The following is an 11,815-nucleotide window of genomic DNA, read 5'->3' as shown; positions in this document are numbered from 1 at the left end:
ACCGCTTATCTGACCCCGATGGACGAGCTCTACTCCAACCTTCTTCTTGAAGCGGCAGGTTCCTTGCCTGCGGCGCGAAGCCTTGATGCTCCATCGGGGCAGGGGCGGCGGACGTCGAAGGTCTGCGGGTCTGAGGTCGAGGTGGATCTCCTTCTGGCCGACGGCAGGGTGGTGGACCATGCCCTGCGCGTGAAGGCCTGTGCCCTTGGCCAGGCGTCGACGTCGCTGCTATCGCAAGCGCTAAATGGTGCCTCGCAGGAGGAGCTTCGCGCCCTCAAGCCCGTCATGGAAAAGATGCTGCGCGAGGGAGGCCCTGCGCCCGAGGGCCGGTTCGCGGCGCTCGAAGCCCTGACGCCGATCAGGGACTACCCGGCGCGCCATGCCTCAACGCTCCTGATCTTCGGGGCCGTGGTGGATGCCCTCGATGAAGCGGCGGCGAAGAATGCTGCTTAGCCGCGCCGCCCGTCTCCTCATCACGGCCTACCGCTACACCCTCAGCCCGTTCCTTCATCTGGTCGGCGTACGCTGCCGGCATGAGCCGAGCTGCTCCGCCTACGGTCTCGAAGCGTTCAAGAAGCATCCGCCTGCCAAGGCTGCTGGTCTCACCGCCAAGAGGGTCCTCAACTGCAGGCCCGGCGGGACCTGGGGCAACGACCCGGTCCCCTGAGGACTGCGCGCCGTCGTTGCTTCGAGGCGCGGGCGACCCCAAGTCCAAGGCCATGAGCGAACTCACCTATTCTTGCTCCTGCGGCCAGGTCACCGGCACCCTCAGCGAGGCGGCGCCCGACAAAGGCACGCGGGTCTGCTGCTATTGTACCGACTGCCAGGCGTTCGAGGAGTTCCTCGGTAAGTCGGACGAGGTTCTCAACGAGAAAGGCGGGGCGGATATCTATCAGACCTTGCCGCACCGCATGTCCTTCCTGACGGGTACGGAGCACCTCAAGGCGGTGCGCATGACCGACGGGCGCCTCGTCCGCTGGTACGCGGGCTGCTGCAACACGCCGATCGGCAGCACCGCTGATACGCCGGACATGCCGATCATCGGGTTCCTCGCCCACCCGTTCCTCAGAGCCAATGGAGAGCTTGCCGACCATGCGTTTGGCCAGACCCGCGGCGCGCTGTTCGGCAAGGAGGCCTGGTCGCCGCCGGAAGGGAAGAAGGCGAGCCTGCCCGGCATGGTCCTGACCTTCATGGCCCGGGTGATCGGCGCGAGGCTCAGCGGGAAGACGGGGCCTAACCCCTTCTTCGACGAAGCAAAGCAGCCTCTGGCGGAGCCAAGGCTCATCTCGCCAGAAGAACGCGCTGAGATCGACGCACGCCTCAAGGCACGTCACGCGGCCTGACGGCCGTTTTAGGGCCAAAACCCGCGCCCAGCCTTGACCTCAGCGAAAGGTGCGGCGCAGACACTTCTGACCAAACATCCCGAGTGCAAGAATGCCCACGATCACGCTTCCCGATGGCGCCCAGCGCCAGTTTGACGGCCCCGTCTCCGGCGCGGACCTCGCCGCCGACATCTCCAAATCCCTTTCGAAGAAGGCCATCGCCTGGAAGGTGGATGGCGAGGTCACCGACCTCGACGAGAAGGTTGACCGCGACGTCACCGCCGCCATCGTCACCCGCGATGACGAAGACGGGCTGGAGCTTATCCGCCACGATGCCGCGCACCTTCTCGCGCAGGCGGTGCAGGGCCTCTTCCCCGATACCCAGGTCACGATCGGCCCGGTGATCGAGGACGGCTTCTTCTATGACTTCGCCCGCGAGGAACCTTTCTCTACGGAGGATTTCGAGGCGATCGAGCGTAAGATGCAGGAGCTCGTCGACGCCGACCTTCCGACCCGGAAAGAGGTCTGGCCGCGTGACGAAGCCATCGCCAAGTTCAAGGAGCAGGGCGAGCACTACAAGGCCGAGATCATCTCGGACCTGCCCGAGGGTGAAGAGATCAAGGTCTATCACCATGGCGACTGGTACGACCTCTGCCGTGGCCCGCACCTTCCGTCTACGAAGCATATCGGTAAGGCTTTCAAGCTGATGAAGGTCGCGGGCGCCTATTGGCGCGGCGATCACCGCAACGCTGTGCTGCACCGCATCTACGGCACCGCCTGGTCCCACGAGAAGCAGCTCAAGCTGCATCTCCACCGGATCGAGGAGGCGGAGAAGCGCGACCACCGCAAGCTCGGCAAGGAGATGGACCTCTTCCACCTTCAGGACGAGGCGCAGGGGTCGGTCTTCTGGCACCCGAACGGCTACACGATCTGGGTCGCTCTTGAGGCCTATATCCGCCGTAAGCTGAACAAGGACGGGTATGAGGAGGTGAAGACGCCTCAGCTCATCGACGCCCGCCTTTGGGAGAAGTCCGGCCACTGGGGCAAATACTCCCAGAACATGTTCGTCGTGCCGGACGATGTTCCGGACACGGTCAGCGACGGGGCAACCTTCGACCCTGAAGCCAAACTCATGGCCCTCAAGCCCATGAACTGTCCCGCGCACGTCCAGATCTTCAACCAGGGCATCAAGTCCTACCGCGACCTGCCGCTGCGCATGGCGGAGTTTGGCTGCTGCCACCGGAATGAGCCCCACGGCGCGCTCCACGGCATCATGCGTGTGCGTCAGTTCACCCAGGATGATGCGCATATCTTCTGCCGCTGGGACCAGATTGCGGAAGAGACCAAGAAGTTCTGCGCGCTCGCTTCCTCCGTCTACCACGACCTCGGCTTCGAGGATGTGCGGATCGCCCTCGCCACCCGTCCTGAACAAAGGATTGGTACGGATGAAGAGTGGGACCGCATGGAGAAGGTTCTGGGCGATGCCCTGGCCGAAGCGGGCCTTGAGTACGAGATCCTCGGAGGCGAGGGTGCTTTCTACGCGCCCAAGCTCGAATACCACCTCCGCGACGCCATCGGCCGGTCGTGGCAGTGCGGCACGCTTCAGCTCGACCCGCTGCTGCCTGAGCGCCTCGACGCGAGCTTCATCGATGAGGACGGCTCGAAGCAGCGCCCTGTGATGCTCCACCGTGCGATTCTCGGCTCGATGGAGCGCTTCATCGGTATGCTGATCGAGAACCATGCTGGCCGGATGCCGCTCTGGCTCGCGCCGGTGCAGGCGGTCGTGGCGACGATCACGTCCGAGGCTGACGGCTACGCCGCCGAAGCCACCCAGAAGCTGGTGGATGCTGGCCTCAGGACCGAGAGCGATCTTCGCAACGAAAAGATCAACTACAAGGTCCGCGAACACTCGAACGCCAAGGTCCCGGCGATCCTCGTCTGCGGCGGCCGCGAGGCGGAGGAGGGGACGGTCTCGATCCGTCGTCTCGGCTCCAAGGAGAACCGCACGATCTCGCTCGAGCAGGCGATCCAGGAGCTCACCCAGGAGGCGACCCCGCCCGACCTTCGCTGATGGCCGCTTTCCTCCGTATCTGGACCATCTGCGCAGCCATCTCGATAGCGCCCACGCTGCTCCTGTCCTTCAGGGCGCTGTGGGCGCCGTTTTTGTGCTTGGCGTTGCCTGCAGTGGTGGCGATGTTTCAGGGCAGGATCGACAAGCCAAAGCAGTTCGAGCGATGGGCACTCCCCGCACTGGGATTGTTCCTGCTGGTTTATGCTTCGCAAGTCTGGTCTCCGTCAGGACGAGCTCAGAACGATGCAACAGAGCTCCTGTTGGCCGCTGCGCTAACTGGTATCATGCTCCGCACACCTCCACCGGCCGCGTGGATCCTTCCGCTCGGCGTAGCATGGTCCCTCGTCATCCTCACCATCGACGCTGCGAGCGGCAACACGTTGCGCCAGTGGATCCCGCCGGATCAGCCGATCGGCAAGGACGAGGTCGCCACAGCGCGCGGGCTCATGCTGGCGTTCGTCATGCTGCCTCCCGCACTCCTCTACATCCACCGCGATAAAACGTGGCGGCGTAGGTCGCCCCGCGCGCCGCTTTACGTCGCGGGCATCGGCGCAGCGGCATCGGGCGTGCTCGCGAACGGCGCTGCGTTCTTCGCAGGGGTGGCCGCCTACATCATCGGCAGCTTTAGGCCGCAAGCGATGTTGCGCGCGATCGGTGCGATCTGGGGGCTGATCTTCGCCGCGCCTTTCCTGATGGCCGCTGCGCTGCCGAAGGTGCCGCAGCTTCTGACCGTCTCGTCGCTGCCGGATTCAGTCCTCCACCGGTTGATCATCTGGCGCACCGTCCTTGATCTGTGGGCGGAGGGCCGCACTCTGACAGGTGCGGGTGCGAGGGCCACCCACACGCTCACCGACCGCCTCGGCGCCGTGACGCTGGAGAGCGGGGCGCAGATCCCGCTCGTCTCCTCGCACCCCCACAACCTGCCGGTGCAGCTGCTCTATGAGTTTGGCCTGATCGGCTACGGCCTCGTCATCGCTTTCCTCGTGATGGGCGCGCGGGCGCTGCTTGCGGTTCCGTGGCGCAAGGAGATGGCCATCGCCATCGCAGGCCTCCTCTCCGTGGTTGCCGTCTATATCAGTGTGGAGATGGATTTCTGGCACCTCTACACCTGGTGCGCGCTGTCTCTCTCTGTCTGGGGCCTTCGGGCGATCGCCAAGGACGCAGGCTGATGATCTCCGTCATCATCGTCAGCTATCAGACAGGGCCGATCCTCGATGAAGCCGTCGCGTCGGCGCTGGCCCAGCCCGAGGTGGGCGAAGTCATCCTCGTCGACAATGGCAATCCCGAAGACGTCACCGATGCTCTGGCGGATCGTGCGGAGGTGGAAGACCGCCTCAAGCTCGTCACGGGCCACGGCAATATCGGCTTCGCGAGAGCATGTAACCTCGGAGCAGACGAGGCGACGGGAGAGCATCTCCTCTTCCTGAACCCCGACGCGATCCTGCCCACAGGTGGCGCAGCGACGCTGCGAGCAGAGGGTGAAGCATCGGGTTCTGAGCATTGGGCGACAGGACCTCAACTCCTCGACCCTGACGGCACCGAGCAGCGGGGCTCCCGCCGCCGCATCCTGACCCCGGGCAGTGCATTTGTTGAGGCGACCCGTATCTACAAGCTGGCGCCGAAGCGGTTCGAGAAGGCGCGGTTCAACGCCCATGACCATCCGGCCCTGACAAAGACGACCGCTGTCAGCTGCCTATCGGGCGCGTGCTTCCTCGTCCCGCGCAGGACGTGGGAGGCTCTTGGCGGCATGGACCGGCGGTACTTCCTTCACGTGGAGGATGTCGATTTCTTCCTCAGGCTGATCAAGCTGGGCGGGACGACCTATCAGGTTCCGTCCGTAGGCGTCGTCCACTACAAGAGCTCGAGCGACGTCGATCCGCTTTTCGTTGAGCGGCGCAAGAAGCAGTCGATGAACCTCTACTTCGCGACCCACTTCAAGGGGCACTATCCGCCTGGGTTCCTGACGCTCCTGCGCGGCATGCTGTGGGTGAGCTTCGCTTTCCGCAGCCTGAAGTTCCGTCTGAAACCCGGCCGGAGCTAGCGCCAGGGACATCCCGGTAGGCGATCGACGGAGCATCCGAGAACACGGTCCCGAGCTCAAACCACGCCGTAAACGGGTCCGATGCGTTGGCTGCGACTTGCGAGGAGAAGTCGTCGGCGGCTTCTGAAGGGGTGAGGCTGGTTTCGGTGAGGATGGCTGCCGCGGCGATGACCGCCGCGCTTGCCAGTACAATACGCATGAGAATGACCTGATCTGAACACTACGCGATTATGCGGGCGACGGTGCAAGCACCGCGCCATCAGGGTCCGCACAGAAAAGAAAAAGCCATTCCGTTACAGAAGTTTCGAAAAGGCCCTTAAGCCTTCTTGGCAAGCTCTTCCTTCAGGCGGTCGATCTCCGCACGCAGGGCTTCGACCTCGCCCTCTTTGGCAGGCATGCCGCCGCCGTGGGGGCCGCCATGCTCGGGGGTCTTCAGGCCAAACATCGCCATGCCCTGCTCGAAGAGGGCCATGTTCTGGCGCGCGGCGTTCTCGAAGATCTGCATCCCGCCAGCCGGGGTCTGGAACGCCTCGGACAGGGACTGGCGCATCGCTTCTTGGTTCTTGCGGAAGGCTTCCATCGACGCTTCGAGATAGCTTGGCACGAAGCTCTGTAAATTGTCGCCGTAGAGGCCGATGAGCTGGCGCAGGAAGCGGACGGGCAGGAGGTTCTGGCCCTTGGTCTCCTGCTCGAAAATGATCTGGGCGAGGACCGCGCGGGTCAGGTCGTCGCCTGACTTCGCATCGACGACGACGAAATCGTCACCGCGGCGCACCATCGTCGCGAGGGTCTCGAGGGTCACGTAGGTCGAGCTCTGCGTATTGTAGAGCCGCCTGTTCGCGTATTTTTTGATGACGATCGGCTCGCCATCCTGCGCTTCGGGGTTGCCTTCGGAGGTGCCAGGTTGTTCGAGAGCCATGTGAAACGCCTTTTTCGCGGGTATCGCGGGTGCACTGCGATAGCCGATGGTGGCTAGAGAGAAAAGACCGGGTGAACCAAAACGTGCTGCAAATGCGTTGTGCACGTGCCCGGTGAAGGAGAAGTTCATGAGCCAGGATGTTGTTATTGCGAGCGCCGTCAGGACTCCGATCGGAAGCTTCGGCGGCACGATAGGCCCTGTTTCCGCCCCGGAACTGGGCACCACGGCCATCAAGGAAGCGCTGAGCCGCGCTGGCGTTGACGGTGAAAATGTCGACGAAGTGATCATGGGCAACGTGCTGACCGCTGGCCTCGGCCAGAACCCGGCCCGCCAGGCTTCGATCAATGCCGGCGTCGCGAAGGAGCGCCCGGCCATGACCATCAACCAGGTCTGCGGCTCGGGCCTGCGCGCTGCGATGCTGGGCGCCCAGGTTATCCGCAATGGCGACGGCAACATCGTCGTGGCTGGCGGTCAGGAGAACATGTCGGCTGCGATGCACGCCCAGAACATGCGCAATGGCACCAAGATGGGCCCGCTGACCATGGTCGACACGATGATCGTCGATGGCCTCTGGGATGCCTTCAACAACTACCACATGGGTCAGACGGCCGAGAACCTCGCGGAGAAGTACCAGATCTCCCGCGATGACCAGGACGCTTTCGCGGCTGCATCGCAGCAGAAGGCCGCCGCAGCTCAGGAAGCGGGCCACTTCGACGCCGAAATCACGGCCGTCACGGTGAAGAACCGCAAGGGCGACATCACCTTCGACAAGGATGAGTATATCCGCGGCGGTACGACCGCTGAAAAGCTCGGCGGCCTGCGCCCGGCCTTCGCCAAGGACGGCTCGGTCACGGCGGGCAACGCTTCTGGCCTCAATGACGGTGCGGCAGCGCTTGTCCTTATGAGCCTCGACGAAGCCGAGAAGCGCGGCGTCACTCCGCTCGCGCGCATCGCAGGCTTTGCCCATTGCGGCGTTGACCCGGCGATCATGGGCATCGGCCCGGCTCCGGCTTCGCGCCTTGCGCTTGAGAAGGCTGGCTGGTCGCTCAACGATCTCGACCTGATCGAAGCCAACGAAGCGTTTGCGGCGCAGGCTCTCTCGGTGGGCAAGGAGCTCGGCTGGGATCCTGAGAAGGTCAACGTCAATGGCGGCGCGATCGCGCTCGGCCACCCGATCGGCGCTTCGGGCGCCCGGGTCCTGACCACCCTGCTCCATGAGCTCGGCCGCCGCGAAGTAAGCAAAGGCCTCGCGACTCTCTGCATCGGCGGCGGCATGGGCGTCGCCATGTGCGTCGAGCGCATGCACTGACCAAAGGCAGGAAGGTGCGCAGGTGCGCACCGTCTTAGCCGATCCCATTGGGTGCAATAGCACACATCTGACGCCCTTGATAGGAAACCCCTATCAAGGGCGTTCTTCGTGGATCATCACGGCGAGCCATGCATCTCCCCTCCTGAGGGAAGCGGATCCGCCGCCCCCCTGACCGCCAGGAGTGATCCCATGTTCAAGACCGCCATTAAGGCCGCATCCGCGCTCGCCGTTGCCTGCACCCTCGCAGCCTGCTCCTCGACCGGACCGCAAGGCTTCGAAACCGCGACGACCGAACAGATCCGCGACTGCCAGGCCAAGACCGACCCGCGTATGCGCTCGATCTGCCTCGCTGACGAAAAAGCCAACAACTAAGAGATCGTCGGACAGCGCCAGCTGGCGCATCCGAACTCCAAAGGCGCCCTCTGCGGCGCCTCTTTTTTTGTGCCGACCAGCCTTGCCGGGGAGGGGGAGACGGGGGAGGGTTCCAGCAGGTCACTGGAGAGCCTCCCCATGCGTTCCCGTCGTATCCTGCTTCCCTCTCTCGCTGTGGTCCTCGCATCGGCCTGCGCGTCGATGCCTCCCGTCGCCTGCGGGTGCCTCCCGCCGCAGCCGCCTGAGCCAGAGGAAGTGCGCCTCGACGAGGCAGCCTGCGTGCAGGACGAGATGCGGCCGAGCGAGGCTGAGGTCGCTCAGGGCTACGGGGTCGATGAGCGCACGGTCCGACGCTCGCAGCTCCCCGACGTCCAACCGCAGCGCTGCTAGAGGTCTCCCATGCGCCAGCCCATGTTCGTTCTCCCACTTCTCCTCCTCGCCCCCGGCTGCATGAGCATGGAGCGCTATGCCAAGAGCGAAGCGTTCGCGACCTGCAAGAGCCGCACGGGCGATGCCTTCGACCGCTGCATGGAGCGGGAGGAAGAGCGCGTGGTCGTCGAGACGACCCGCAAGAACGAAGCCTGTCAGGAAGAGATCGACGCACAAGCGGATCGCGCTGCTATGATCGATGGCCGCCGGGCAGGTTCGCCGGACACCCGGGCAGCAGGTTTCGACTGCGGAGCTTCGGCGGCGAGCGGGATGCTCTGAACCAAACGGTTCACACATCCGGGACAACTGCGCTCAGCGCTTTCCATCGCGCACCGTGGCGCTAAGGGTCGGCCCGAATTCAAAAGGCGGCCCCTTCGAGAGGCCGCGAGCAGAAGAGGGAAAATCCCATGAGCAAGCTTGCCATCGTCACCGGCGGTACCCGCGGTATCGGCTACGCCATTTCGAAGCGCCTCAAAGAAGACGGCATGGCCGTCGCGGCGATCTATGGCGGCAACGCCGAGGCAGCCAAGAAGTGCGCCGACGAGATCGGTGTCGCTACCTACCAGTGCGACGTCTCCGACGCGAAAGCCTGTGAAGAGGTGATCGGCCAGATCGAGAGCGACCATGGCGGCGTCTCGGTCCTCGTCAACAATGCCGGCATCACCCGCGATGGTGCTTTCCACAAGATGACGGCCGAGCAGTGGGGCCAGGTGATCTCCACCAACCTCGATTCCGCCTTCAACATGACCCGCCCGGTCATCAACGGCATGCGCGACCGCAGCTTCGGCCGGATCATCAACATCTCGTCGATCAACGGCCAGAAAGGCCAGTTCGGTCAAACCAACTACTCCGCCGCCAAGGCAGGCCTCATCGGCTTCACCCGCGCCCTCGCTCAGGAATGCGCACGCAAGGGCATCACCGTGAACGCCATCGCTCCTGGCTACATCGAGACCGAGATGGTCGGCGCGATGAAGCAGGAAGTCCTCGATTCGATCGTCGCCGGCATCCCGGTCGGCCGTCTTGGCCAGCCTGAAGAGATCGCTGCTGCGGTGAGCTTCCTCGCTGGCGACGACGCAGGCTTCATCACCGGCGCAACCCTCAGCCAGAACGGCGGCCAGTACATCGCCGCCTAACGCTTTCGATCGGGGCGCCCCAAAGCGTCCCGATCGTGCCCTAATCGGGCCCCAATCCTAGGCGAGCTTCCGAAGATCAGGTTTTTCGGGAGGTCGCCATGTCGAGCCTCGCACAGCGTAAGTACGTATTCCGCCGCCGCCCCATCTGGGGCCGTGTGGCCCTCGTGGTGGTCGGCGCGGCATTCGCGCTGTGGGCGTTCTCGGCCAAGTCCGACGCCAAGGCCGGCGGCTTTCAACGCATGATCAGTATCGAAGAGCCCGCGAGGTAGAGGCCGATGATGAGGACGGTCTCGAAGCCTATGCGGCCGAAGCCTTCCTTCTGTCGCCTCAGCAAGCCCATCAGCAAGACGGCGGTCATCGCCACCGTGAGGCCGATCAGGAAGAGCTGCTTCTCCCCCACGGCGGCGTAGATCGAGCCCTCACGGTAGGCGACGTCCGACGCCGCCACGAAAAGCGTATCGAAGGCATTGCCGCCGATGATGCCCCCCACTGCCAAAGTCAGTGCACCGCGCCTCACCGCAGCAATGGTCGTAACGAGCTCCGGCAGCGACGTGACGATGGCCGTCAGGAACGCGCCTGCCACGCTCTCGCTCAGTGAGAAGACGAGGATCGCCCCCTCCGCAGCGCGGCTGACGAGGAAGCCGCCCATGGCGGTCACGGCGGCGAGCAGTACGAAAGAAATGATCAGCCTCGGGAGTGACAGGTCCTGCGCCTGCGGGTCAGGCTCGTCTGTCTCGGTCTCGCGGGTTCTCTCCGCGCGCCAGCCGGGGGTCTCCCGCGCGTTCTTCGTGACGCCGAGCCCTAAGAGGTAGAACCCGAAGATCGCCGGGGTCACGGGGTGCAGGCCAAGGAAGCTCAGCTCAGGCACTGCAATGGCGAGGACAATGAGGGAGAGGGCACCGATCAGCACCGTACCCTGCAGCATGTTCTCAAGGCTGGCAGCAGCGTGTTCGAGATTGGCCCTGCGGTACACGATGTCGGCCGCCGCAAGGAACAGCGTCTGCGCCGCGATGCCGCCGAGGGAATTGGAGATCGCAAGCTCCGCATACCCCTGCCAAGCGGCCGTCACCGACATGGTCAGTCCAGAGAGCGATGTCGCGGCGCCGAGGAGCACGCTTCCGACAATGGCTTCACCGAGGCCCGTCCTGTCGGCGAGCTGATCAGCCACCACCGAGAGCCTGATCCCGGCCAGCAAAATGATCCCCGCCGCGAGGGCGAAGGCCACAATGACGCCAAGCGGCGTCGTGAAGGTCAGAAGTTCGTTCAGTTGACGGACGTTGCGTTCGTCGCGCCGAGCGCTGCACCGCGAGCGGGCGGGCTCGTCACTTCGACGGCGCGGAAGCTCGTCTCGATCTCATATCCATGCATCACGCCCTTGGGCACGCGCCAGCTGTCACCCTTGGTGAGGTGCAGGGGGCCTTCTTCGGAATGCAGGATTGCGGTGCCATCGATGACGTAGCCGATGGTCTCATAGTCCGAGGCGTGGAGGTCGGACTTCTCGACCTTGCCTTCGTTCCAGACACGCATCGCCATGTCGCCATTGGTCATGGCCAGCGCTTCGCCGTGGCTTCCCGGGTGGTGCTCACTTGCGTTCAGTTTCTCGATGGTAGCCATAGTCGCCTCCGCTGATTGCTCATGAAGAGAACAGCGGGCGGTGGGGATCGTTCACCGGCGCGTCAGCGTGTCAGTCTTCCCGCCGGAGGTAGTTCCCGTCGAACCAGACATCCCATGCCCCGGTCTGCGCGTTTTTCAGCCAGAAGGTCTGCTGGACCGAGCCGTCTTCCAGCGGTGCCCAGCGCCCACGGAAGGGTTGCGCGCTGCCGCCGCTGCGCGGGGTCAGCGTGCCTTCGAGCGCCATGGCGCCGTCCTCATCGAGGCCGCCGGTGTAGTCAATGATCGAGCCTCTCGCGACCCAGACCTGTCGCCATTCGTCCGTGTCGGGATTGTAGTAGTTGTAGCTCTGCCCCGTCCCGCCGCTCGATGCGGTCCAGCGCTCGACCAGCAGGCAGCCGGCCTCTTCGGAGGTGATGGTGTTCTCACCGACCTTCTGGTCTTGCGGGTTGTAGACGTCCCATGAGCCGACCCAGAAGTCGAACTGGCGGTAGGCGTCCGCGTCGCAGGACGGCGGTGTCTGGGCCTGCAGGCTGGCGGCTGCGAGTAGGGCTGTGAGCATCAAAACCTCCCGAGGTCATCAGGGAGATGACACCGCTCAGGAGGTA

The 11,815-nt window shown here is 64.2% G+C and carries 16 protein-coding genes; 12 read left to right on the top strand and 4 right to left on the bottom strand.

Features of this window, described 5'->3' with window-relative positions; translation table 11 throughout:
- Positions 1-18 precede the first annotated feature (18 nt).
- From HK107_RS11525 to HK107_RS11500, 6 genes are all read left to right on the top strand, one after another.
- Positions 19-453, top strand: coding sequence for an iron-sulfur cluster assembly scaffold protein (locus tag HK107_RS11525; protein ID WP_173199905.1), 435 nt, complete (start codon positions 19-21; stop codon positions 451-453).
- Positions 443-667: a membrane protein insertion efficiency factor YidD gene (gene yidD, locus HK107_RS11520; protein ID WP_198912397.1), complete on the top strand. Its 225-nt coding sequence runs from the start codon at positions 443-445 to the stop codon at positions 665-667. Before HK107_RS11525 ends, yidD begins: the two co-directional genes overlap by 11 nt.
- Positions 668-719: 52 nt before the next feature.
- Positions 720-1,343 (top strand): DUF6151 family protein, encoded by a 624-nt coding sequence (locus HK107_RS11515; protein ID WP_173199901.1) that lies wholly within the window; start codon positions 720-722, stop codon positions 1,341-1,343.
- A gap of 91 nt (positions 1,344-1,434) precedes the next feature.
- A complete protein-coding gene (gene thrS, locus HK107_RS11510; RefSeq protein ID WP_173199899.1) occupies positions 1,435-3,393 on the top strand; it encodes a threonine--tRNA ligase in 1,959 nt (652 codons plus the stop codon).
- A 284-nt stretch (positions 3,394-3,677) separates the two neighbouring features.
- Positions 3,678-4,562 (top strand): O-antigen ligase family protein, encoded by an 885-nt coding sequence (locus HK107_RS11505; RefSeq protein ID WP_173199897.1) that lies wholly within the window; start codon positions 3,678-3,680, stop codon positions 4,560-4,562.
- Positions 4,562-5,434, top strand: a complete 873-nt coding sequence (locus tag HK107_RS11500) for a glycosyltransferase family 2 protein (RefSeq protein ID WP_173199895.1) — start codon at positions 4,562-4,564, stop codon at positions 5,432-5,434. Before HK107_RS11505 ends, HK107_RS11500 begins: the two co-directional genes overlap by 1 nt.
- A gap of 316 nt (positions 5,435-5,750) precedes the next feature.
- Here HK107_RS11500 and phaR read toward each other — a convergent pair whose 3' ends face one another.
- Complete coding sequence (gene phaR, locus HK107_RS11495; RefSeq protein WP_173199893.1) at positions 5,751-6,353, bottom strand: polyhydroxyalkanoate synthesis repressor PhaR; 603 nt, start codon at positions 6,351-6,353, stop codon at positions 5,751-5,753.
- Between the two features lie 127 nt (positions 6,354-6,480).
- On the opposite strand from phaR, the gene HK107_RS11490 reads away from it, so the two are divergent.
- From HK107_RS11490 to HK107_RS11465, 6 genes are all read left to right on the top strand, one after another.
- Positions 6,481-7,662 (top strand): acetyl-CoA C-acetyltransferase, encoded by a 1,182-nt coding sequence (locus HK107_RS11490; RefSeq protein ID WP_173199891.1) that lies wholly within the window; start codon positions 6,481-6,483, stop codon positions 7,660-7,662.
- A 189-nt stretch (positions 7,663-7,851) separates the two neighbouring features.
- Positions 7,852-8,034 carry a hypothetical protein gene (locus HK107_RS11485; RefSeq protein ID WP_173199889.1) on the top strand — a complete coding sequence of 61 codons (183 nt, stop codon included), beginning with the start codon at positions 7,852-7,854 and terminating at the stop codon, positions 8,032-8,034.
- Positions 8,035-8,172: 138 nt separating this feature from the next.
- Entirely contained in the window at positions 8,173-8,424 is a 252-nt protein-coding gene (locus HK107_RS11480) for a hypothetical protein (RefSeq protein ID WP_173199887.1), read from the top strand.
- A 9-nt stretch (positions 8,425-8,433) separates the two neighbouring features.
- Entirely contained in the window at positions 8,434-8,742 is a 309-nt protein-coding gene (locus HK107_RS11475) for a hypothetical protein (RefSeq protein ID WP_173199885.1), read from the top strand.
- Between the two features lie 128 nt (positions 8,743-8,870).
- Positions 8,871-9,596 (top strand): acetoacetyl-CoA reductase, encoded by a 726-nt coding sequence (gene phbB / locus HK107_RS11470; protein ID WP_173199883.1) that lies wholly within the window; start codon positions 8,871-8,873, stop codon positions 9,594-9,596.
- 98 nt (positions 9,597-9,694) lie between these two features.
- Positions 9,695-9,865, top strand: coding sequence for a hypothetical protein (locus HK107_RS11465; protein WP_173199881.1), 171 nt, complete (start codon positions 9,695-9,697; stop codon positions 9,863-9,865).
- On the opposite strand, the gene HK107_RS11460 is transcribed toward HK107_RS11465, so the two are convergent.
- The 3 genes from HK107_RS11460 to HK107_RS11450 form a co-directional block, all read right to left on the bottom strand.
- Positions 9,829-10,821 (bottom strand): sodium:calcium antiporter, encoded by a 993-nt coding sequence (locus tag HK107_RS11460; RefSeq protein ID WP_332871543.1) that lies wholly within the window; start codon positions 10,819-10,821, stop codon positions 9,829-9,831. The two genes, HK107_RS11465 and HK107_RS11460, sit on opposite strands and share 37 nt — an antisense overlap.
- 38 nt (positions 10,822-10,859) lie before the next feature.
- Positions 10,860-11,210: a cupin domain-containing protein gene (locus HK107_RS11455; RefSeq protein ID WP_173199879.1), complete on the bottom strand. Its 351-nt coding sequence runs from the start codon at positions 11,208-11,210 to the stop codon at positions 10,860-10,862.
- Positions 11,211-11,280: 70 nt separating this feature from the next.
- Positions 11,281-11,769, bottom strand: coding sequence for a hypothetical protein (locus HK107_RS11450; RefSeq protein ID WP_173199877.1), 489 nt, complete (start codon positions 11,767-11,769; stop codon positions 11,281-11,283).
- Positions 11,770-11,815: the final 46 nt, after the last annotated feature.

The organism is Parvularcula mediterranea (assembly GCF_013085255.1).
GTDB classification, from domain to species: Bacteria; Pseudomonadota; Alphaproteobacteria; order Caulobacterales; family Parvularculaceae; genus Parvularcula; species Parvularcula mediterranea.
This window is presented reverse-complemented; position numbering and strand designations above follow the sequence as displayed.